Source organism: Thauera phenolivorans (genome assembly GCF_001696715.1).
In the GTDB taxonomy this organism is placed as follows: Bacteria; Pseudomonadota; Gammaproteobacteria; order Burkholderiales; family Rhodocyclaceae; genus Thauera; species Thauera phenolivorans.
This window is the reverse complement of sequence record NZ_MBFM01000004.1, coordinates 614,172-635,241: the sequence shown is the minus strand read 5'-3', so window position 1 is coordinate 635,241 and position 21,070 is coordinate 614,172. Positions and strand designations below refer to the sequence as shown.

General features: G+C 61.3%; 21 protein-coding genes. 1 reads left to right on the top strand and 20 read right to left on the bottom strand.

Features of this window, described 5'->3' with window-relative positions; translation table 11 throughout:
* Positions 1-8: 8 nt before the first annotated feature.
* From BB334_RS12950 to BB334_RS12940, 3 genes are all read right to left on the bottom strand, one after another.
* On the bottom strand, positions 9-548 hold the full coding sequence (locus tag BB334_RS12950; protein WP_068808950.1) for a DNA-deoxyinosine glycosylase: 540 nt from the start codon (positions 546-548) through the stop codon (positions 9-11).
* A complete protein-coding gene (locus BB334_RS12945; RefSeq protein ID WP_068808893.1) occupies positions 542-865 on the bottom strand; it encodes a DUF2782 domain-containing protein in 324 nt (107 codons plus the stop codon). The genes BB334_RS12950 and BB334_RS12945 overlap by 7 nt, the downstream gene beginning before the upstream one ends.
* 151 nt (positions 866-1,016) lie before the next feature.
* Positions 1,017-1,742 carry an LOG family protein gene (locus BB334_RS12940; RefSeq protein ID WP_068808892.1) on the bottom strand — a complete coding sequence of 242 codons (726 nt, stop codon included), beginning with the start codon at positions 1,740-1,742 and terminating at the stop codon, positions 1,017-1,019.
* Between the two features lie 82 nt (positions 1,743-1,824).
* On the opposite strand from BB334_RS12940, the gene polA reads away from it, so the two are divergent.
* Positions 1,825-4,596, top strand: coding sequence for a DNA polymerase I (polA, locus tag BB334_RS12935; protein ID WP_068808891.1), 2,772 nt, complete (start codon positions 1,825-1,827; stop codon positions 4,594-4,596).
* Positions 4,597-4,885: 289 nt separating this feature from the next.
* Here the strand turns inward: polA and vapC are convergent, their stop codons facing one another.
* From vapC to BB334_RS12865, 17 genes are all read right to left on the bottom strand, one after another.
* Complete coding sequence (gene vapC, locus BB334_RS12930; RefSeq protein WP_068808890.1) at positions 4,886-5,287, bottom strand: type II toxin-antitoxin system tRNA(fMet)-specific endonuclease VapC; 402 nt, start codon at positions 5,285-5,287, stop codon at positions 4,886-4,888.
* A complete protein-coding gene (gene vapB / locus BB334_RS12925) occupies positions 5,287-5,520 on the bottom strand; it encodes a type II toxin-antitoxin system VapB family antitoxin (protein WP_068808889.1) in 234 nt (77 codons plus the stop codon). The genes vapC and vapB overlap by 1 nt, the downstream gene beginning before the upstream one ends.
* Before the next feature lie 398 nt (positions 5,521-5,918).
* Complete coding sequence (locus BB334_RS12920; protein ID WP_232756731.1) at positions 5,919-7,256, bottom strand: undecaprenyl-phosphate glucose phosphotransferase; 1,338 nt, start codon at positions 7,254-7,256, stop codon at positions 5,919-5,921.
* A gap of 97 nt (positions 7,257-7,353) precedes the next feature.
* Positions 7,354-7,686: an H-NS histone family protein gene (locus BB334_RS12915; protein ID WP_068808887.1), complete on the bottom strand. Its 333-nt coding sequence runs from the start codon at positions 7,684-7,686 to the stop codon at positions 7,354-7,356.
* A 393-nt stretch (positions 7,687-8,079) separates the two neighbouring features.
* Entirely contained in the window at positions 8,080-8,616 is a 537-nt protein-coding gene (gene rfbC, locus BB334_RS12910; RefSeq protein ID WP_068808886.1) for a dTDP-4-dehydrorhamnose 3,5-epimerase, read from the bottom strand.
* Entirely contained in the window at positions 8,613-9,491 is an 879-nt protein-coding gene (gene rfbA / locus BB334_RS12905) for a glucose-1-phosphate thymidylyltransferase RfbA (protein ID WP_068808885.1), read from the bottom strand. The genes rfbC and rfbA overlap by 4 nt, the downstream gene beginning before the upstream one ends.
* Positions 9,488-10,561 carry a dTDP-glucose 4,6-dehydratase gene (gene rfbB, locus BB334_RS12900; RefSeq protein WP_068808884.1) on the bottom strand — a complete coding sequence of 358 codons (1,074 nt, stop codon included), beginning with the start codon at positions 10,559-10,561 and terminating at the stop codon, positions 9,488-9,490. The genes rfbA and rfbB overlap by 4 nt, the downstream gene beginning before the upstream one ends.
* Before the next feature lie 12 nt (positions 10,562-10,573).
* A complete protein-coding gene (locus tag BB334_RS12895) occupies positions 10,574-11,683 on the bottom strand; it encodes a DUF1972 domain-containing protein (RefSeq protein WP_068808883.1) in 1,110 nt (369 codons plus the stop codon).
* Positions 11,680-13,131, bottom strand: coding sequence for an O-antigen ligase family protein (locus BB334_RS12890; protein WP_083200425.1), 1,452 nt, complete (start codon positions 13,129-13,131; stop codon positions 11,680-11,682). Before BB334_RS12890 ends, BB334_RS12895 begins: the two co-directional genes overlap by 4 nt.
* Before the next feature lie 102 nt (positions 13,132-13,233).
* Complete coding sequence (locus BB334_RS18210) at positions 13,234-14,193, bottom strand: polysialyltransferase family glycosyltransferase (RefSeq protein WP_158014403.1); 960 nt, start codon at positions 14,191-14,193, stop codon at positions 13,234-13,236.
* 95 nt (positions 14,194-14,288) lie between these two features.
* Positions 14,289-14,975: an acylneuraminate cytidylyltransferase family protein gene (locus BB334_RS18905; protein WP_083200424.1), complete on the bottom strand. Its 687-nt coding sequence runs from the start codon at positions 14,973-14,975 to the stop codon at positions 14,289-14,291.
* Entirely contained in the window at positions 14,972-16,024 is a 1,053-nt protein-coding gene (locus BB334_RS12885; RefSeq protein WP_068808881.1) for a nucleotidyltransferase family protein, read from the bottom strand. The genes BB334_RS18905 and BB334_RS12885 overlap by 4 nt, the downstream gene beginning before the upstream one ends.
* A gap of 14 nt (positions 16,025-16,038) precedes the next feature.
* Entirely contained in the window at positions 16,039-16,698 is a 660-nt protein-coding gene (locus BB334_RS17660) for an acetyltransferase (protein ID WP_083200423.1), read from the bottom strand.
* Complete coding sequence (gene neuB, locus BB334_RS12880; RefSeq protein ID WP_068808880.1) at positions 16,695-17,774, bottom strand: N-acetylneuraminate synthase; 1,080 nt, start codon at positions 17,772-17,774, stop codon at positions 16,695-16,697. Before neuB ends, BB334_RS17660 begins: the two co-directional genes overlap by 4 nt.
* Positions 17,771-18,934 (bottom strand): UDP-N-acetylglucosamine 2-epimerase, encoded by a 1,164-nt coding sequence (neuC, locus tag BB334_RS12875; protein WP_068808879.1) that lies wholly within the window; start codon positions 18,932-18,934, stop codon positions 17,771-17,773. The genes neuB and neuC overlap by 4 nt, the downstream gene beginning before the upstream one ends.
* Entirely contained in the window at positions 18,931-20,082 is a 1,152-nt protein-coding gene (locus tag BB334_RS12870) for a LegC family aminotransferase (RefSeq protein ID WP_068808878.1), read from the bottom strand. Before BB334_RS12870 ends, neuC begins: the two co-directional genes overlap by 4 nt.
* A 7-nt stretch (positions 20,083-20,089) precedes the next feature.
* Positions 20,090-21,070 carry an NAD-dependent 4,6-dehydratase LegB gene (locus tag BB334_RS12865; protein ID WP_068808877.1) on the bottom strand — a complete coding sequence of 327 codons (981 nt, stop codon included), beginning with the start codon at positions 21,068-21,070 and terminating at the stop codon, positions 20,090-20,092.

The following is a 21,070-nucleotide window of genomic DNA, read 5'->3' as shown; positions in this document are numbered from 1 at the left end:
CACGCCGCTCAGGCGGCGCGGGCGAGCGGCCGGCCGAGCGTCGCGCGCACCGCCTGCCAGGCGTCGAGCTTGGCGGCGAGGTCGCGCGCGGCGTGGGCGGGACTGGTCGAGGGCAGGCGCGCGAACCGAATCGCACGAAAATCCGCCGGCAGGCGGACGTGGCGGCGGAAGGCCTGTTCGGCCGCGCTGCCGTTGAAGAAGACGTGGCCGATGCGCGGGCTCTCGGCGAGCAGGCGGGCGAGCGCGTTGGGCTCGACGCTGTCGGCGACGATGCGGCTGTCGAGGCTGCCGGGGCGCTCGCAGCGGCCGATGACGTCCCACAGCGCGACGCCGGCGTCGAGCAGGCGCGCCAGGCGGGCGGCGTAGGGCAGCTCGGGGCCGGCGCCGAACAGCGCGCCCATGATCGGCCAGAAGGCGTTGCGCGGATGGGCGTAATACTCGGCGGCGTCGAGCGAGGCCGCGCCCGGCATGCTGCCGAGGATCAGCACGCGCGCGTCGGGGCGCCAGACCGGAGCGAAGCTGCGCAGCGGCGCGGGTCGGCTCACCAGGACGTCAGCACCCACATCGGCACCGCCAGGGTGGGCGCGGTGTCATCGCGCACCATCTCGCCGTTGCCCACCTTGTCGATCAGGTAATACGGCACGCCGTGCGGCGGGGTGACCTTCACCATGTAGAGCTTGCCGCGCACGCGGTACTCGGTGACGGTGTCCTCGCCGCGCTTGACGATGGTGACCTCGGGCTCGTCGATGTCGGTGCCTTCCGCCGGCATCGGCGGCGGCTCGGGCACCGGCTCGAGGCCGGGCGGCTGCTGGGCGAACACCGGCACGGCGGCGGCCAGCAGCAGGGCGATCAGGGTGCGGCGCATGGGAATCTCCTCGATATGATCGGATTCTAGCAGAGCCCCGCCCCCCGGCAGGCCCCGCGCCCGTCGCAGGCACCGTAGGAGCGCACCCCTGTGCGCGATAGCGGCGGTGGAGCGGGTGACGACGGTTGTTATCGCCCTGGGGGCAGGGCTCCTACAGGTTCAGCATCAGCTCGTGCTCCGCCGGCAGCGGCTCGAAGCCGCGCTTCTCGTAGTGGCGGAAGATCGCCTCGACGACCTCGTCGGGCGAGTCGATCACCTGCACCAGATCGACGTCCTCGGGGTTGATCATGCCCTCGCCGGCGAGGCGGTCGCGCATCCAGTCGACCAGGCCCTTCCAGAACGGCGAATGCACCAGGATGATCGGGATCCGGCGGCTCTTCTTGGTCTGCACCAGGGTCATCGCCTCGAGCAGCTCGTCGAGCGTGCCGAAGCCGCCCGGCATCACCACGTAGGCCGAGGCGAACTTCACGAACATGAACTTGCGCGCGAAGAAGTGCTGGAAGGTCTGCGAGATGTCCTGGTAGGGGTTGGCGCCCTGTTCCATCGGCAGCTGGATGTTGAGCCCCACCGAGGGGCTCTTGCCGAAGAAGGCGCCCTTGTTGGCCGCCTCCATGATGCCGGGGCCGCCGCCCGAGACCACCGCGAAGCCGGCGTCCGACAGCTTGCGCGCGATCTGCTCGGTGAGGATGTAGTACATGTGGTCGGGCGCGATGCGCGCACTGCCGAAGATCGACACCGCCGGGCGGATCTGGCTGAGCCGTTCGGTGGCCTCGACGAACTCTGCCATAATTCCGAAGATTCGCCAGGCTTCCCGCCCGTTCGGGCGCGGCGCCGCGGTGCCCGGCACGGCGCGGGGGAGTTTCGCTTTCGCGGTCATGTCGTTCTCTTTTTATGGGTGTCGCCCACCGTTCTTGGAGTCGGGCGCCGTTCCCCAGGTTTCCGCGCAAGGATCGTTCAGCATGCCCACCCTGCTTCTCGTCGATGGTTCCAGCTATCTGTATCGCGCCTTCCACGCGCTGCCCGACCTGCGCAACGCGAAAGGCGAGCCGACCGGGGCGATCAGGGGGGTGCTTTCGATGCTACGTCGGCTCGAAAGCGACTACAAGGCAGAATTCCGCGCCTGCATCTTCGATGCCAAGGGCAAGACCTTCCGCGACGACTGGTACCCGGAGTACAAGTCGCACCGGCCGCCGATGCCCGACGACCTGCGCGCCCAGATCGAGCCGCTGCACGAGGCGGTGCAGGCCGAGGGCTGGCCGCTGCTGTCGATCGAGGGGGTGGAGGCGGACGACGTCATCGGCACCCTCACGCGCCAGGCGCTCGAGCGCGGCTGGGAGGTGGTGATCTCCACCGGCGACAAGGACCTCACCCAGCTCGTTCGCCCCGGGGTGAAGTGGGTGAATACGATGAACGAGGAGGTGCTCGACGTCGCCGGCGTCGAGGCCAAGTTCGGCGTGCCGCCCGAGCGCATCGTCGATTACCTCGCGCTGGTGGGCGACACGGTCGACAACGTGCCCGGGGTGGAGAAGTGCGGCCCCAAGACCGCGGTGAAGTGGCTCGCCCAGTTCGGCGACCTCGACGCGCTGATCGCCAACGCGGACAAGGTGGGCGGCAAGGTCGGCGAGAACCTGCGCAAGCACCTCGACTTCCTGCCGCTCGGGCGCAAGCTGGTCACCGTGGTGACCGACCTCGAGCTGCCGGTGCAGCTCGAGGACCTGCCCGCGCGCGAGGACGACAAGGCCGCGCTGCGCGCCCTGTACGAGCGCTTCGAGTTCCGTTCGTGGCTGAAGGATCTCGACGGCGGGGAGGCGGCGAGCGTCTGGGCCTCGAAGGCGGCGACCGAGAGTCGTCGCTTCGCCGCCGCGCCCGCCGGCCAGGCCGAGGAGGATCCGCCGGGCGAGCCCGGTGCGCATCGCGGCGGCTACCTCACGCTCCTCGACTGGCCCACCTTCGATGCCTGGCTGGCGCAGATCTCCGCCGCCGACCTCACCGCCTTCGACACCGAGACCACCAGCCTTGACCCGATGGCCGCGCGCCTGGTGGGGATGAGCTTCGCCACCGTGGCGGGCGAGGCCGCCTACCTGCCGCTCGCCCACCGCGGCGCCGCCCATTTGCCACCTGTGCCCGAGCAGCTGCCGCTCGACGAGGTGCTGGCGAAGCTCAAGCCCTGGCTGGAGTCCGACGCGCACGCCAAGGTCGGTCAGAACCTCAAGTACGACGCCCACGTGCTCGCCAACCACGGCCTCGCCCTGCGCGGCATCGCCCACGACACCCTGCTTCAGTCCTACGTGCTCGAGAGCGACCGCACCCACGACATGGATTCGCTCGCCCGCCGCCATCTCGGCCTCAAGACCATCCCCTACACCGAGGTGTGCGGCAAGGGCGCCAAGCAGATCGGCTTCGACGAGGTCGCGGTGGAGCGCGCCACCGAATACGCCGCCGAGGACGCCGACATCACCCTGCGCCTGCACCAGACGCTGTGGCCGCAGCTCGAGGCCGAGCCGCGCCTGGCCGCGCTCTACCGCGAGATCGAGCTGCCGGCGATGGCGGTGCTGCTCGAGATGGAGCGCAACGGCGTGCTGATCGATGCCTTCCTGCTCGCCCAGCACTCCGAGGAGCTCGGCCGCCGCCTGCACGCGCTCGAGCGCGAGGCCCACGAGCTCGCCGGCCAGCCCTTCAACCTCGGCTCGCCCAAGCAGCTCGGCGAGATCCTGTTCGGCAAGCTCGGCCTGCCGGTGGTCAAGAAAACCGCCACCGGCCAGCCCTCCACCGACGAGGACGTGCTCACCCAGCTCGCCGAGGACTATCCGCTGCCGAAGCTGCTGCTCGAGCATCGCGGGCTGGCCAAGCTGAAGAGCACCTACAGCGACAAGCTGCCGCGGATGGTCAATCCGCGCACCGGCCGGGTGCACACCAGCTTCTCGCAGGCCACCGCGGTCACCGGCCGCCTCGCCAGCTCCGATCCCAACCTGCAGAACATCCCGGTACGCACCCAGGAAGGCCGCCGCATCCGTGCCGCCTTCATCGCGCCGCGCGATCACCTCATCGTCTCCGCCGACTACTCCCAGATCGAGCTGCGCATCATGGCCCACCTGTCGGGCGACGCCCGCCTGCTCGAGGCCTTCGCCCACGGCGAGGACGTCCACCGCGCCACCGCCGGCGAGGTCTTCGGCGTGCCGCCGGCCGAGGTCAGCAGCGAGCAGCGCCGCTACGCCAAGGTGATCAACTTCGGCCTCATCTACGGCATGAGCGCGCACGGCCTGGCGAAGAACCTCGGCATCGAGCGCGCCGCCGCGCAGAGCTGGATCGACCGCTACTTCGCCCGCTACCCCGGCGTCGCCGACTACATGGAGCGCACCCGCGCCGAGGCGCGCGAGCAGGGGTTTGTGGAGACCGTGTTCGGCCGCCGCCTGCACCTGCCCGACATCCGCGCCCAGCAGGCCGGCCGCCGCCAGGGCGCCGAACGCGCCGCGATCAACGCCCCGATGCAGGGCACCGCCGCCGACCTGATCAAGAAGGCGATGATCGCGGTGAGCGCCTGGCTGAAGGACGCGGGGCTGAAGTCGAAGCTGATCCTGCAGGTGCACGACGAACTCGTGCTCGAGGTGCCGCAAGCCGAGCTGGAGACCGTGCGCGCGGAACTGCCGAAGCTGATGGGCGGCGTCGCCGAGCTGAAGGTGCCGCTGCTGGTGGAAGTGGGGGCGGGGGAGAACTGGGAGGAGGCGCATTGAGGGGCGCAGCCCTCTGCGCGATGACTGCGGCCGCGCCATCGACAACCGCTGCTATCGCCCTGGGGGCAGTGCTCCTACGGGAGCGCAGCGCACTGCGCGATGACGGCGGGCATACCCGCGACATCCGCCGCTGTCGCCCTGGGGGCAGGGCTCCTACGGGGGCTGCGTCGGGGGTGGCGCCGGCTGTAGGAGCGCTGCCCTCAGCGCGATCACGGCGTCCAACCCCGCGACAACGGCCGTTATCGCCCTGAGGGCAGGGCTCCTACGGGGGCTTGGGGCACGGCGGTGGTCAGATCGCCCAATTCGCTAGCTGCAGCGCCTCTACCCGCTCGAACTCGCGAATGTTGTTCGACACCAGCGTCAACCCTTCGCTGCGAGCGTGCGCGGCGATGTGCACGTCGTTCACCCCGATCGTGAGCCCGCGGCGTTCCAGGTTCGCCCGGATGCTGCCGTAGTGCATCGCCGCCTTTGGGCCATAGGGCAGGACTTCCAGGCGGCTACAGAAATCCTCCACTGCGGCGAGCGACTTCGCGGGCGCGTTGCTCTTTTCCGCGCCATGCAGCAGTTCGGCCAAGGTGATCGACGAGATCGCCATGTGCCCCGCGTTTTCGTTGAACAAGCCGAGCGCGGACAAGGGTCGGCGCTTGATCACGTAGATGACGATGTTGGTATCCAGCAGATAGCGCAGCATCAGAACGCCTCGCGCTCCGGCTGCTCCTGGCTGGCGCGGGAGGTCATGAAATCGTCGTCGACCTGCGGGCCGTCGATGAAGAAGCTGTCCCACAGATGCCCGATCGGCGCAATGATGCGTTCGAGGCCGCGCGCGCGGACGTCGACCCGCTTGACCCCTTCGGGAAGGCGAAGCTCGGCGGGCAAGCGCACCGCCTGGCTGCGGTTGTTCGTGAAAACGGTGGTGGTCGCCATGGGCTGCTCCTCGAATCATGGGATACTACGGAAGTATATCCCATCGCTCCGCAGCATGCCGCCCCAGGGGTGTCGTAGGAGCGCTGCCCCCAGCGCGATTGAGGCGCCCATCGCCGCGACAACCGCTGTTATCGCCCTGGGGGCAGGGCTCCTACGGGGGCTTCGTCTGCGGTGGCACCGGCTGTAGGAGCGCTGCCCTCAGCGCGATTGCCACTGGCTGCACTATTGGGCGGTCGCATTCGCCAGCCGTGGGTACCATGCCTGCGTCCCGGAATTCATGCGGCGTCCATGACGTCGACCTCGATTCGAGTCTCGTCGATCCTAACGTCCTCGTCCAACACCGGCTAGGGGTTGACGGTCATCCATCTGAGTCACGCGATCGCCCAGGCCTTCACCCCTCAATATGCATTCGGATTCACGAACCCCTTGAACACCGTCAGGAAGATGATCTTCAGGTCGAGCCACAGCGACCAGTTGTCGATGTACCAGAGGTCGTGCTCGACGCGGGCCTTCATCTTCTCGAGCGTGTCTGTCTCGCCCCGCAGGCCATTTACCTGCGCCCAGCCGGTGATTCCCGGCTTCACCTTGTGGCGCTGCATGTAGGACTCGACGAGATCCTTGTAATACTCGTTGTGCGCCAGGGCGTGCGGGCGCGGACCGACGATCGACATGCGCCCCTGCAGCACATTGAAGAACTGTGGCAACTCGTCGAGGCTGGTACGGCGCAGGAAGGCGCCGATCGGCGTGATCCGGGCGTCGCCCTTGCGCGCCTGGGTGACATGCCCGTCCGATTCCTGATGGACGACCATGGAGCGGAACTTGTACACCTTGAAGCGTTTGCCGCTGATGCCGGTACGATGCTGCTTGAACAGCACCGGTCCGGGCGAGGTCGCCTTGATCGCGATCGCGATGAGCGCGCAGACCGGAAGGATCAACAGCGCGATCAGGGTTCCGACGATCAGGTCCTCCGCCCGCTTGACGACTCTCGCGGCCCCGTCCATCGGGCTGACGCTGAGGTCGATCGAATAGGCGCCCGCGACGTGACTCACCCGGTGATTGAGCAGCGGCAGATCGTCAAGCTGCGGCATGAAGCGGATCGACACCACATGGTGGCGCAGCCCATATACGGCGGACTGGATCAGTGCCCCTTCGCTCAGCGGCAGCATCAGCCACACCTCGTGGGCGCCTGTTGCGTCCACCTGGTCTGGCAGCTTGGTCACCCAGTCCGGCGAGTCGCTGCAGTCCAGCACCTCCGCAATCGCATAACCATGCTCGCGCAGCGCGAGCTCGGGTGGTAGCCGCAAGCCCTTTCGGCTGGCAGGGCCCACCACCACCACCTGTTTCAGGTTTCGTCCCGCGCGGCGCGCGCGACGCAGCGCCAGGAAGCCCAGCAGGCGCAAGCCACTGCCCAGTCCGGCGCTGATCGCCATCGTGTACATGAACCACAGGCGCGAATAGCTTTCGGAAGTCTTCAGCAGAAAGCCCAGCATCGTCAGCAGCGCCGCCGCGAGCAGCCAGCCACCGACCACGCCCGACACGTGGCGCAGGAAGGGTTGCCCGCGCCATGAGCCGTACGCCCCCATGACGAACAGCGAGCCCACCACCAGACACGCCCACACAATCGCACCCACCAGATATCGGGGGCTGATATCGAAGCTGTCGAAGCGGATGAAGTACGCCAGGTGCGCTGCGAACAGGGCAATGCCGGCGTCGATCAGGGCGACGGCGAACGCCACCGGATACCGTTCGGCGAAGGTGGGTGAATAGCGCAGGGAGTGGGGCATTTGAACAGGTGTAGCGGCGCTTCGAGCGAAGCGGGAGTGAAAGAGCGGGTCAGTCTTGCGGGATCAGGAACTCGTCGCGGCTGCGCCCGGCCTCGACCGCGGCCTTCATCCACTTCGGCATCACGCCGCGGCCGCTCCAGGTCTTGCCCGAGATCGGGTCCTGGTACTTCGGCTTCACCGTGCCGCGTTTTGACGGCTGCGCCGGCCTTTCTTCCCGCGCGGGTGCGGCAGGTCCAAAACCGAGGTCGGCCGCGGTGAGATCGTAGTCGCTGATCTTCTGCTTGATCTCGGCGATCACGCCGTCGATCTCGTTCTGACGGACCTGCTCCGCCTCTTTCTGCAGCGCCTCGATCTGCGCCATCAATTCGACATACGTCGGCATGTGTTTCCCTTTCAAAAGAATGCTCAGATCACAACCACGACCTTCGTGGCCTTTAGTTTACTCGCAAGCTCGCCTACTTCCAGATCGAACCCAAGCCCCAGGTCGCGGCCGGGCGACGGGTCGCTGCCCGTCGCGGGAGCCCTGTAGGCCCGCGCGCAGATCCGCAAGGGTGGCCATCAAAGGCATGGGGTCGAGAGGAGACGGATCGAAGCAGCATGCTCGTAAAATAGCCGAGTGCTCTCCGACAGTGCATGAATGAACGATCACGCCCCGAATGCCAGTGGCGTCGGCCGCAGCGATCACGCGTAAATACGGCTCACGCATCTAGAAAGGCGTAAGGGCAACGTCATTACGCTTCTCGGTGGCCGCCGAATCCTCCTCGACATAGGTTGTTCAGCCGGCCTGCAACTCCCTCAGGCGCGGATTCTTCGAATCCTTGCCCGACAACTGTGGCGCCTCGATCGGCCAGGGAATCCCCACGTCGGGATCGTTCCAGATCAGCCCGCCCTCGTCCTCAGGAAAGTAGAAGTCGGTGCACTTGTACTGGAAGTCCGCCACATCGCTCACCACGCAGAACCCATGCGCGTAGCCCGGCGGAATCCACAGTTGCCGGTGATTCTCGTCGTTCAGTTCCACCCCGACGAACTTGCCGTAGTTGGCTGAAGCCGGGTCGATGTCCACCGCCACGTCATACACCGCCCCTCGGCTCACGCTCACCAACTTGCCTTGCGGGCAGGTCTTCTGGAAATGCAGCCCGCGCAGCACGCCGCGCTGCGAGCGCGAGTGGTTATCCTGCACGAAGGGCAGTTCGATGCCGATCTCGCGGTAACGATCGACCTGGAAGGTTTCCATGAAGAAGCCGCGATGATCGCCGAACACCTTCGGCTCGATGATCAACACGCCGGGCAGGGCCGTCTCGACGACCTTCATTTCACCGCCTCCTGCGTCACCAGACGCTGCAGATACTGCCCATAGCCCGTCTTGCTCAGGGCATCTGCCTGTTGCGACAACTGCTCGCGGCTTAGCCAGCCCTGGTGGTAGGCGATCTCTTCCAGGCAGGCAACCTTCAGCCCCTGGCGCGCCTCGATGGTCTGCACGAAGTGGCTCGCTTCCATCAGCGAATCGTGGGTGCCGGTGTCCAGCCAGGCGAAGCCGCGCCCGAGCAGGCTCACATGCAGGTCGCCGCGCTGCAGGTAGGCGTTGTTGACGTCGGTGATCTCCAACTCGCCGCGCGGCGAGGGCTTCACCTGCTTGGCGATCTCCACCACCGAGTTGTCGTAGAAGTACAGCCCGGTCACCGCATAGCTCGACTTGGGCGCCTTCGGCTTCTCCTCGATCGAGACTGCCTTGCCGGCCGCGTCGAACGCCACCACGCCGAAGCGCTCGGGGTCGGAGACGTGGTAGCCGAACACCGTTGCCCCGCGCTCCCGAGACGCGGCCTCGCGCAACATCGCGCTGAAGCCGTAGCCGTAGAAGATGTTGTCGCCCAGGATCAGGCACACGCTGCTGTCGCCGATGAAGTCCTCGCCGATCAGGAAGGCCTGCGCCAGACCATCCGGCGACGGCTGTTCGGCGTAGCTCAGCGCGATCCCGAATTCCGAGCCGTCGCCCAGCAGCTTGCGGAAGTTCGGCAGATCGTCCGGGGTCGAGATCACCAGAACCTCGCGGATGCCCGCCAGCATCAGCACCGACAGCGGGTAGTAGATCATCGGCTTGTCGTAGATCGGCAGCAGCTGCTTGGAGACGCCGCGCGTGATCGGATGCAGCCGGGTGCCGGAACCCCCGGCGAGGATGATGCCTTTCATGCCTTCTCTCCCAAACGGGCCAACTGGTAGCTGCCGTCGAGCACGCGCTCCCACCACTGACGATTGTCCAGATACCACCGCACGGTCTTGCGAATGCCGCTTTGGAAGGTTTCCTGCGGCTTCCATCCCAGCTCGCGTTCGATCTTCGAAGCATCGATCGCGTACCGGCGATCGTGCCCCGGCCGATCCTTCACGAAGGTGATCAGCTCCCTGTATGAGCTGGTTTGTCCCCGATCTACCCACGGCACCATCTCATCGAGCAGATCGCAAATCGTCTCCACCACCTCGAGATTCCGCTTCTCGTTGTGCCCGCCGATGTTGTAGGTCTCCCCAACCTTCCCCCGCGTCACCACCTCGACCAGCGCCCGGGCGTGGTCCTCCACATAGAGCCAATCCCGAATCTGCGATCCATCGCCATACACCGGCAGCGGCTTGCCCGCCAGGGCGTTGAGGATCATGTGCGGGATGAGCTTTTCCGGGAAATGGTAGGGCCCGTAGTTGTTCGAACAGTTGGTCACCAGCGTCGGCAGGCCGTAGGTCCGCTGCCACGCCCGCACCAGATGATCGGAGCTGGCCTTGGAGGCGGAGTAGGGCGAACTCGGCGCGTAAGGTGTGGTTTCGGTGAACAGATCGTCCGTGCCTTCCAGGTCGCCATACACCTCGTCGGTGGAGATGTGGTGGAAGCGGAACGCGGCCTTCGCATCATCGGCGAGGCCATTCCAGTACCGGCGCGCGGCCTCGAGCAGCGTGTAGGTGCCGACCATGTTGGTCTGGATGAACTCGGCCGGGCCGTCGATCGAGCGGTCCACATGGGATTCGGCGGCGAGGTGCATCACCGCAGTGGGGCGGAACTCGGCGAAGACCTGGTCCAAGGCTCCAGCGTTGCAGATATCGACCTGGTGGAAGCGGTAGCGCGACGAGTCCGCGATCGAGGATAGCGATTCGAGATTGCCGGCATAAGTCAGCTTGTCGAGGTTGGCGACGTGGTGCGTCGTACTTTCGATCAAGTGCCGAACCACGGCGGAGCCGATGAAGCCGGCTCCGCCGGTGACGAGGATGCGATGATTCATGGGAAAGTCCGTTCAGTTCTTTGGATACCAGCGTGTGAGCAATTCCTCGTACTCACTCAACACCTGCTCCCAAGTAAAACGCTCATAGAAGCGTGCGCGGCTGGCAGCCTTCATACGCTGCACGGCTGCATCGTCTGAAAGAAGGCGATCGAAAAGTGCAGCGCACTCGGCTTCGTCCTTGAAATAGGCGGCTTCCGGCCCCGCCACCCAGCGGTTGAAGTGGTTGTCGTGCGCGATCACAGCGCAGCCCGCACCCAAGGCTTCAACGAGGGAGGGGTTCGTGCCACCGACCCGGTGGCCGTGCAAGTAGAACCGGCTGTAAAAGCGCAAGGCCTGGACCACGGGCGCCTCATAGATCGCGCCGGGGAAGATTACCTCTTCGCTCGCAGCGCTCATTACCTCTTTGTGGAAGGGGTTGCGGTCAGGATTGAAATTGCCCAGCACCACCAATTTGTGGCCGCGCTCCTTTGAACTGAAGGCGCGAACCATCTCAAGGAACGAGTTTTCGGGCTCGGGGCGGGCGATGATCACAGAGAACTGACCAGGTTCAATGTCGTATGCAGTGAGCAGCCCTGCATCTGCTGAAAGGACCTCGTCGCCCCCATAGGGGATCATCGTGATCTTGTCTTCGCTGACTCGTGTGGCGAGGTGGTCTTTGATGCGCGGGTGATCGGCAACAAGGTGGTTGCCGATCCAACAGCCCGCGCGCTCGTTGAGCCAGAACCAAGTTTTGGCAATAAGGCCCCACTTGTCGCGACGCCATTCAATCCCGTCCATGTTGATCACATTCTTCTGCTGCCTGAGTCGTTGCATCAGGTTGAAGAGCGCGGTGTTGTACCCCAGGGTGAGAAACAATCCGTGCTCTGAGAGTGCGCGACGCGTCGCTTTCCAATCGAAGATGACCGTCCCTGCGGCGCCGGCCCTACTCACTGGAATGTGGATACGCCGCACGCCCTCCCAAACGCTCGCCCAAGCGTTGCCATCACCATCCTCCTGGCAGAAAACAGTGACCTGCCACCCTCGCTTAACGAGGAACAGAGAGAGTTTCTCGGCGAAGGTTTCAAAACCGCCGTGCTGGGCAGGGACGCCACGGGTGCCTAAAATATAAAGAGTTTTTGTCATTTCGTGATTTGCTCTCGCCGGCTGAAGATCAAAATGCAAGCGAAGATGCAGGTTAATCCGAATATCGAGTGCTTCCAAAGTGTCGCGTTCGTCAGTCCGGTGAGTGCGATGCAGAGAATGAAAGCATAGCAACCTTGCAGGAACTCGTCGTGGCGTTGGAATGAAATTCGATGTCCGGCAATTAATGGGTAGATCAAAATTGCTGCATAGAACAGCAGCCCGAAAGGTACGCCGTAGGAGACGACGAAATTGAGCAGATCGTTGTGAGGATCGAGCAGGCCTTCGTACGGAATATGGAAATCGCCTTTCAGGAAAGTCCAGTTGCCCGGTCCAACACCGGTCAGGCAATGTTTGCTGGCCATGTCGATAGTATTCAACCACGTCTGAAGCCGAGTGATCATCGAGCTGGATTCTGGCGTACGTTCGATTAAATCCGGTGCAGTGATACTCTCGCTGACGTGGGCTATCCCCCCGACGATGCTTTTTCCTTGCGGGGTGACGAGGAGAAGGGTGAGTATTGCGAGCGCGCCAATAAAAAAATATGCCGCGTTCTTCAATATCGTCGACGAGCGTATTGAATGGACCAGTAGTAGTGAGGCCAATGCGGCGACGACGGAGAAGCGAGTGCCGGAGCCGAGCATCAGGAGTGTGGCGATCCCAAGCGGGAGATACTTATGCAGTATGACGGCTTTGGGGGCACGATAAAACATGAAAAAACTCAGCGCAGCTGCGCCGAAATGGCCCAGTGGGTTCTTGCCAAGATTGCCGCTGATCAGGTGGCCGGCCGGTGCTAAGAGAAAGGAGAGGACCAGCGTTTCCATCAGGGTTAGGACAATGGCCGCAATCAGCCCGAGCACGAACGGACGTCGCGCGTTGTCGAAGCCGATTGTGCGGAATACTAAGTAAACTAATAGGGCATATCGAATTTGGTAGAGCCCGTAGATGCCGTTGGTGGACCAGGCGCTGGTCAAGTAGTTGGTGACAACAAAAAAGGCGATGAATAGGGCGGCGAAACCTGCGGCGACTAGCTGCCTAGAGAACCTGAAGCGCCCATGCCGAAGCAGGCCGAGTATCAGAAAAAGGTCAATATGTGTGAACAGCGCGAAAGCTGGCGGATCCACGCTCGCATCGGGTGGGCCCATGTACATGGATGGGAAAAAATCGTTGATTGCGTTGGGGACACTAAGAATAACGAGCGGAAGTGCTGCCCAGTAATAGGACCGTTTTGTGACGGATATGAGGCACAGCAACAGAAAATAAAGTGCCGATGCTATTATCAGCAGGCTGACGTTTGGATCGACGTAATTACTGCGGGTCAGTGCGATGAAGTAGGCGCCGGTGCCGAAGAGGGTGAGGAACAGCAGCAGCAACAGCCGTAATACGGCGCCCCTCAGCAGTAATCCATTTTTGAGGGCGCTGCCCGATGGCAGTTGATGTTGTCCAAGCATGAGGGTGGTTTCTGGTGGTGATTCTAAATACAGCGGCGATGGGTCCGACGGCTATTGCAGCCGTGAGCCTCTAGGCATGGGGGCGGGGGGAGCGTTCCCGAATTACAAGCATCTCACTCCAACATCTTGGAAGAGTTCGCGCAGCGTGGTCGGCACGCTGTCACGGGTAATACGGACTTGATCTGCTGCAAGCGATACACATTCGATCTCTGGCCAGCCGTGCTTAATGTTGATCAGGGCTGAACTGAAGAAACTGATTACCAGGCTTGGTCTGATTCTGTCGATCAAAACTTCCGCAGGGTAGGCTGAAATTGCGGGGGAGAGCGGCGTCATTAGATCTGAGATCTTTGACTTAAAATCATGGTGAGGTTTGTAGTGGTATTCGAAAGTTCCTAGAGGATAAGTGTTGAGCATTCTCTCTATGCACTCTTGCCGATTCGTTTCCGTTATATAGCCAGAGACATCTTGGTCGAGAAATAGAATTCTGCGGGCAATGGTTGAAATAGGTGGCCTTGCTGTATTCAGGTTATGTATTTTTCCAAGTCGATCTTTTCGCACTGCTCTTTCAGGCATTGTCAAGAACGCGCCATCGTAGCATCTGATGTCGTACCCAGCAGTGTGGCCGGAGTAGTCGGTGTACGGCAATCCGACGATGTATGAAAGTAACCGCTTAAGTCGGGTTACAAAAAGGCTTTTCGAGTTTGTGTCCACATAGTTAAGAAGTCCATCTTCATAGATAAAAAGTCTTTTTCTAAGTTTCTCAGTGTGAAAGAGATAGTTTGTGAAAATATGCCCCGGGTGTGGAATATAAATATCTACTAAAGTTTTACGCCTTGAAGATAGATGAATAAATATGGAAAAACGGATTAATGATATTATTAAATTAATTGCTCCCGGTGTGGGCGAGTTCCCGCCGAATCGTGTGTAGTGTTTTGCTGTGTCGGGCCAAATTTTACTGAATATGCAGTATATTGCTCCGTCAGTCTGCTCGATTATCTGTGCTGCTAAGTGTGCGTGATACGGCGTGAAGCCAACAAAAACAGAGATTTTGTTTTCTTGCATGGGTGCAGTGGAGTGAGGAAAAAATACTGGGCGTTAAAGATGGCGTTCTATATATTCCATGGTTTTGTTTTTAATCGATCCAGATTATCGTGTGGTTAGTCTTTAGCCAGCCGCTCGGCTAGCGCCCAGTCCTCTGGGGTATCGATGTCGACTCCCTCTCGATAATCGTGAAGAAGTAGGGGTGATAAATTCGGAGTGACAAATGTTCTCGCCGTTCTTAAATCATTTGGACAGATCAAATAGAGAGTCCCGTTAAGGGTCCAAGCTGTGCTTAAATCCTGAGATCTCGCGCTTAAGTCTGCCCAGCCCAAAAACGGCTCCATCCCATCAGCGGCCCTCTTGAAACACCAGTTAGGATGTGTCAGAGCGGGACTAAAGCTAACAACAGGACGTCCGGCGTTGTACCTCTCATACAGCCGAACACCCTCTCGTATTGTCTCGACGCGCCGGAATGGCGATGTGGGTTGAAGGAGCATCAATCCGTCGATCGGCCCTTCCTTTTGTTCGTAACAATCAAGCGCGTGAAGTGCTACATCAACACTCGTCGCCGTATCAGTTGAGAGTTCTGCCGGACGTAGTCCAGGAACCTCGGCACCGTATTGCGTCGCGACCTCGGCAATGCGCGGGTCATCGGTGGAGACTTGTATTGCGGCACAGACGCCGCTTTGCTGGGCACTCCGGATCGTCCACGCTATCAGCGGGAGACCGTTGAGGGGTTTTATGTTCTTGCCGGGAAGCCGCTTCGAACCGCCTCGCGCGGGGATCAGTGCGAGAATTTTCATTGGAAGAGTCCGTTGATTTCGCTCTGGGCGCGTTTGAAATCGTCCATCTTTCCGATGTCGAGCCAATACTCGTGCAAGGGGAACATGGTTACATCGCTCCCTATGGATATTTCCCGTTCGAGGAGTGTGGGTAAATCTATGCGCGTCTGAGTCTTCACCGTCTTGATGATCTCGGGCGAAAGCACATAAATCCCGGCGTTAATGAAAAATCGCTGGATGGGTTTCTCGATCATGGAACGGATCCGATGGCCTTCGCTTTGAATGACACCGTACGGAACCTGGAACTCGTAGTTACGGACGCACATCGTTGCGACGCCGCCGTGTTCATTGTGAAAAGCGAGAAGCTCACGGTAGTCGAGCGTGGTGAGCAAATCGCCGTTCATCATCAACAGGGGGCTTTCGATCTCGTCATGGGGTAAAAGACCGAGGGCCCCGCCAGTGCCGAGCGGTGTCTCCTCGTGCACATAGCGGATCGTTACGCCCCAGCGGGATCCGTCCCCAAAATGATCACGGATCATCTCTGGGAGATAGTGTGTTGAAATGAAAAAGCGATGAAAACCAGATTTGATGAAGCCTTCGAGGATGATTTCGAGGATAGGCTTGCCGCCGACCTTGAGTAGGGGTTTTGGGCAGTCGTGGGTAAGGGGGTGAAGACGCGTTCCGAATCCGCCTGCCATCAGGAAAACCGGGTTGTCCGAGCGTCGGCGGTCGAGAAGGTCGTGCAGGGTATCCAGAGCTACGATGCGGCCCTCGTCGTCAACTACCGGCAAGTGAAGGAGTTGCTTGCTCTCCATGACCGCAAGCATTCTGTCTTTGCTCCAACTCAGTTGTGCTGTCTGCGGCGCCGAGCACATCACCTGGCTAACGGGAAGATCCAACGGCAGGTGTTTAAGAAGGGCGCGGCGAACGTCTCCGTCGGTGAGCGTGCCAAGGAGTCGACGTTCCTCGTCGGCGATGAGCACAATGCGCAGTGCGCCTCTATCGAGTGTCGCGATGGCGGTCTCAAGGGGGGTGTCGGGTGTAACCAGGGCGTCTTGCCAGTTCTTCATGCTCTTTAAGGGAATCAAGTGGTTTTGAGCCGGCTTGCTGCGCCGATTTGGATGTTGCCTGCAGCGAGGCATCGTGTGAGTGTCATCCCGGCGCCGACGACGGCATTGGCGCCGACGGTCAGGCTTTGGATCACTACGGCGCCTGCGCCGATAAAAGCGCCCGCGCCGACATGGACGCCACCACATAGCGTCGCACCGGGTGCAACATGCACGTGCTCCGCGATCCGGCAGTCGTGGTCGACGCTGGCCTGGGTGTTGATAATGGAATTCTCACCAATGGTGGAGTCAGGCTGAATGCGTACGCCAGCCATGACTTGTACACCGTCGCTTAGCTTGACGTCATCTGCAACCCATGCGGTGGGGTGCACCAAGGCGGGAAAATGGTAGCCCCGTTGACGCAGGGCAAGGTAGAGCCGAGCTCGACTTGAGTTGCCGACTAGTTGCCCTACGCCATTGATCAGTCCTATCTGTGCCGGGCTATGGTCATAGACGGCATCGTCTCCTCCAAGAACGGGGATGCCTCGCCATTGTTTCTGGCCGTCCTGTGCCAACTGGGGATCGCAGACGCCAATTACGCAGCGTCGATCTGCCTGAGCAAGCGCAAGCAACACTTTCGCGTGGCCACCCGCTCCGAGCAGGATGAGAGGAAGCGCCGCGTCGCTTGGCGTGCTCATGCCTCGATAACCTCGCCCGCCTCAAACGCACGGGTGGCACGTTGGCCGACCAAGCCCCAAAGTGCGGTGGGTGGCAGGCCACTACCGCAGCGCGCGGTCGTCAGGTCCTCGCGGACAATCGTCGCTCCCTGGCTGATGTTACGGGCAGCCACTACCTGCTGTCGGGCTGCCTGGCGCGTGTCCCATTCACTGAGCTGCGGGCTCTTGCTACCGTCGCCGAGTGCGCGCTCCAAAGCCCGGATCTCGCGCACCATCCTCTTGAGCTCTGCAGGCTCCAGGGAGGCCTGGTGATCGGGACCCGGCAAGCTGCGGTCGAGCGTGAAGTGCTTCTCGATGACCTTGGCACCGCGAGCTACGGCGGCGACGGGAATCAAGATGCCTTCGGTGTGATCGGAATACCCGACATCTAATCCGAAGCTTGTCGAGAGCGTATCCATTGCCCGAAGGTTCACTTCACCATAGGGCGTTGGATATTGGGATGTGCAGTGCAGCAGTGTGACGTGACCGTTGAGGCTCTGTCGATAATCGGGCCGGCTCCAGTCGCGCCAAACCTCATCAATGGAGTGGGGTTCTGCCGGCGCGTTCAAGGCATGGGCGACGATCGCGAGGGCTTGTTCCACTTCCGAGAGGGTGGCCATGCCAGTAGACAGAACGAGGGGTTTGCCCGTGCGGGCAAACTGCCAGAGCAGCGGTCCGTTGGTTAGTTCGCCCGAAGGGACCTTGAAGAGGGGCATGCCCAATACAGCAAGGAAGGTCAGACTATCGGTATCGAACGCCGTGGAGAGAAACTCGATGCCACGCTTTCTGGCATGCGCTTGAAGTGGCGCATGCCACTCGATCGGCAGCTCGAGCTTCTTCAGCATTGCCAGTTGGCTTTCGGCGGCATCGGTGCTGCGCTTTTGATACGCGGCCTTCGGAGCGGATGCCGCCGCCAGCTTGGCTGCACTGAAAGTCTGAAATTTGACCGCGTCAGCTCCGGCGTCGGCTGCAGCGTCTACAAGGGCAAGGGCAAGATCGCGCTGGCCATTGTGGTTAACGCCCGCTTCGGCGATGACGTAGACATGAGGCGTGTTCATGGTGGGGACACCTGATCGTAGAAGTGCTTCTCGAATCGTCCGCAATGTCGTTCGATCACGTTGACGATCTGAGCGGCCGCATTACCTTGACCGTATGGGTTGACGGCATTTTTGGCGCGCAGCTTGAATTCGGGTGAGATCGCCTTGGTGATCGCGCACTCGATCGACGCAGTATCTGCCTTGCAATGCAGTACAGACTCTGCCGCGAGGCGTCCTTGCTGACGGGCTCCGATGTTGATGGTCGGGACGCCGAAGGAGGGTGCTTCGATAATGCCGCTCGAGGAATTTCCGATCATTGCTTCAGCGCCGCGCAATGCGCTGAGGTAGCGTTTGAAACCCAAGGACGGTACCGCTGCTGCGCGCCCGGGGTGACGATGGGCGTAGTCCTCAAGCAAGGGGATAATTTTACGGCCACCGTTGTCGGCGTTCGGATAGGTCAGGAGCGCCTGATAGTCCGGAAAGCGGTCGATGGCGGTCAGCATGGAACGAAATGTCTCCTCGGGATCTTCGTCAACTACGGTCACCGGGTGATATGTCATCAGGAAATAGGGCTTACGCAGGGCGAAACCCAAACTAGCCGATAGCTCGGTCTGCGTCATGGGCGCGGTGCGTAGCAGATGGTCGAGACCGATTGCGCCCACGTTGAAAACTGTCTCGGGCGACTCTCCCATCTGAACCACGCGCTGTCGGTACGCTTCGGTTGCGGTGAAGTGAAGGCTCGCCATCTTCGAGATTGCATGTCGGATAGCGTCATCGTATGCGCCTTCTGTGATCTCGCCACCGTGCAGGTGTGCCACGGGAATGCGCAGGATCAACGCAGCCTGGACGACAGCCAGTGCTTCGAAGCGGTCGCCAAGTACGATGAGCAAGTCAGGGCGCAGGCGATCAAGCGCATCCGCAAAACCAATCGTGCCCAAGCCCATGGACTTGACCACGCCGACTGGAGTGTCGGAGGAAAGCAGCATTTCTACCTTCGCGTCGATTGAAAAACCGTCCGTCTCGATCTGTCGCCAGGTCTCCCCGAACTCTGGTGACAGATGCATGCCGCTGACGATCACCTGCAACGTCAGATGCTTGCTCGCCTGGATGTCTTTCATCAGCCAGTAGAGCAAGCCGTATTCGGCGCGGGTTCCGGTGAATACCGCGACCTTGCCTATCATGCGAGGCTCCGCTGGACCACGCTACTCGGCAAGTTCACCACTCGCGCCTCCAGCCATTCCGCGTTCGCAAGCTCACCCTTCAGGCTGGAGGCGTACATCGAGAGGTGGTTCATGAGGGCCCAGATTGGCCGTGTCATGACACCCTGCGCGTTGCTCGCCTTCAGCAGCGCATCGCGCTGCTCTCGGTCCTCACACACGACCGCATTGAGCCAATAGTTGGAGCGGCATTCCGGTGGCTCGCTGACGAACTGAAGGTCGCTGCCTTTCAAGTGCTCAGCATAGCGGGCTGCGAGTTCGCGCTTGTTCGCGACGAATTCCTCAAGCTGTTCGAGTTGCGCACAGCCTAGGGCTGCATTCAGGTTCGGCAGCCGATAGTTGTAGCCGAGCTCGTCGTGCACGTATTCGAACGGATGGGGTTTTTTGGCGGTAGTTGTCAGGTGCTTTGCACGTGTCGCCAGTGCCTCGCCAGAGAGGATCATTCCGCCGCCACCGGTCGTGATGATCTTGTTGCCGTTGAAGCTCAGCGTCCCTAGCAGCCCGAACGTGCCTGTATGTTGTCCCTTGTAAAGACTGCCCAGCGATTCGGCCGCATCCTCAACCAACGCAAGCTTCCATGCGGAACACACCGCAACGAGTCCATCAAGGTCTGCGGGATGGCCGAAGGTGTGCATGGGCACGCATGCACGGACAACTCGACCGTCCATCTTGGTTCGGCACAGGCCGTCGTCACCCAGGTGGGCATGCTCTTCCAGCCACGCTGCCAGTGCTTTCGGGGATAGACCGAGCGTATGGCGGTCGACGTCGACGAAAACGGGTTCGGCGTTGCAGTAAGCGATTGCGTTGCATGTCGCCACGAAGGTCAGCGGCTGGGTGATCACCAATTCACCGGTTCGCACGCCCGCCAATTGAAGCGCGATGTGGAGGGCGGCGGTTCCGTTCACCGTTGCAACAGCCCGCGGACTAGTGGTGTAAGTCGCGATATCGCGTTCAAAACGATCGACGTACGCGCCGACGCTGGAGACGAAGGTCGACTCGATGGTGTCCGACACATACTGCCGTTCATGCCCTGCGAAGACAGGTGCATGAAGCGGGATGAACTCGTTGGTGCGGTACTGTTCGCGAACGAACCGGACAAGGGATTCGAACATGGTGTGTTCAGACGTTATAGATGTCGGCTTTGTACTTGGCGAGGTTCTCGGGCCGGGTGAACCATTCCACCGTAGCCTGCAGGCCATCACGGATGCTGTACTGCGGTTCGAAGCCAGTCAGTTCGCGGATCCTGGAGTTGTCGCACCACAGGCGGAACACCTCGGACTTCCCCGGGCGGATTCGTTGCTCGTCGGTGAGGAACTCGACGTCGCTCTTCATCAGTTCTCGGATCAGTTTCAGTGTGTCACCCACTGAGATCTCGAAGTTCGAGCCGATATTGACTGTTTCGCCGATCGCCTTGTCGCACCGGGCAAGGGCGAGGAAACCGCGGCACGTGTCGGCAACGTAGTTGAAGTCGCGTGTCGGGGTAACGTCGCCGAGCTTGATTTGCTTCTTGCCGCTCGCGATCTGGCTGATGATCGTCGGGATCACTGCGCGCGCCGACTGTCGAGGGCCGTAGGTATTGAAGGGGCGCGCGATCGTGAGGGGAAGGTCGAACGCGTTGTAAAAGCTCATTGCCATCGCATCCGCACCAATCTTTGAGGCGCTGTATGGCGATTGAGGTTGAAGCGGATGCTTTTCGTCGATGGGCACATAATGCGCGGTGCCGTAGACCTCGCTGGTTGAAGTGTGAATGACGCGTTCGACGCCATTCTGAAGCGCAGCCTGGCAAATGTTCAGTGTGCCCTTCACGTTGGTGTCGACGTAGCTATCTGGTGCGACATAAGAGTACGGAATGGCAATAAGTGCAGCCAGGTGAAAAACGACGTCCACATCTTTCGTGATGTGTTTGCAGTAGTGAGGGTCGCGAACGTCACCGTTCAAGACTTCGATGTCACCGATGCAGTCAACGTCCTCGAGCCATCCCCAATAGTTGAAGGAGTTGTATTGGGAGAGTGCTTTGACCTTGAAGCCCTCGCGGACGAGGAGTTCGGTCAAGTGTGAGCCGATAAAGCCATCGGCTCCAGTGATAAGGGCAGTTTTCAT

Excerpts from the sequence above, each read along its gene's own strand:
- BB334_RS12915 (WP_068808887.1), bottom strand. The coding sequence starts at position 7,686 with ATGCCGACGTATGTCGAATTGATGGCGCAGATCGAGGCGCTGCAGAAA.
- BB334_RS12890 (WP_083200425.1), bottom strand. The coding sequence starts at position 13,131 with ATGCTTGGACAACATCAACTGCCATCGGGCAGCGCCCTCAAAAATGGA.
- BB334_RS18905 (WP_083200424.1), bottom strand. The coding sequence starts at position 14,975 with ATGAAAATTCTCGCACTGATCCCCGCGCGAGGCGGTTCGAAGCGGCTT.
- vapC (WP_068808890.1), bottom strand. The coding sequence starts at position 5,287 with ATGCTGCGCTATCTGCTGGATACCAACATCGTCATCTACGTGATCAAG.
- BB334_RS12895 (WP_068808883.1), bottom strand. The coding sequence starts at position 11,683 with ATGACAAAAACTCTTTATATTTTAGGCACCCGTGGCGTCCCTGCCCAG.
- BB334_RS12885 (WP_068808881.1), bottom strand. The coding sequence starts at position 16,024 with ATGAAGAACTGGCAAGACGCCCTGGTTACACCCGACACCCCCCTTGAG.
- rfbB (WP_068808884.1), bottom strand. The coding sequence starts at position 10,561 with ATGAATCATCGCATCCTCGTCACCGGCGGAGCCGGCTTCATCGGCTCC.
- BB334_RS12945 (WP_068808893.1), bottom strand. The coding sequence starts at position 865 with ATGCGCCGCACCCTGATCGCCCTGCTGCTGGCCGCCGCCGTGCCGGTG.
- neuB (WP_068808880.1), bottom strand. The coding sequence starts at position 17,774 with ATGAACACGCCTCATGTCTACGTCATCGCCGAAGCGGGCGTTAACCAC.
- polA (WP_068808891.1), top strand. The coding sequence starts at position 1,825 with ATGCCCACCCTGCTTCTCGTCGATGGTTCCAGCTATCTGTATCGCGCC.
- vapB (WP_068808889.1), bottom strand. The coding sequence starts at position 5,520 with ATGGCGACCACCACCGTTTTCACGAACAACCGCAGCCAGGCGGTGCGC.
- rfbC (WP_068808886.1), bottom strand. The coding sequence starts at position 8,616 with ATGAAGGTCGTCGAGACGGCCCTGCCCGGCGTGTTGATCATCGAGCCG.
- rfbA (WP_068808885.1), bottom strand. The coding sequence starts at position 9,491 with ATGAAAGGCATCATCCTCGCCGGGGGTTCCGGCACCCGGCTGCATCCG.
- BB334_RS17660 (WP_083200423.1), bottom strand. The coding sequence starts at position 16,698 with ATGAGCACGCCAAGCGACGCGGCGCTTCCTCTCATCCTGCTCGGAGCG.
- BB334_RS18210 (WP_158014403.1), bottom strand. The coding sequence starts at position 14,193 with ATGCAAGAAAACAAAATCTCTGTTTTTGTTGGCTTCACGCCGTATCAC.
- BB334_RS12870 (WP_068808878.1), bottom strand. The coding sequence starts at position 20,082 with ATGTTCGAATCCCTTGTCCGGTTCGTTCGCGAACAGTACCGCACCAAC.
- BB334_RS12865 (WP_068808877.1), bottom strand. The coding sequence starts at position 21,070 with ATGAAAACTGCCCTTATCACTGGAGCCGATGGCTTTATCGGCTCACAC.
- neuC (WP_068808879.1), bottom strand. The coding sequence starts at position 18,934 with ATGATAGGCAAGGTCGCGGTATTCACCGGAACCCGCGCCGAATACGGC.
- BB334_RS12940 (WP_068808892.1), bottom strand. The coding sequence starts at position 1,742 with ATGACCGCGAAAGCGAAACTCCCCCGCGCCGTGCCGGGCACCGCGGCG.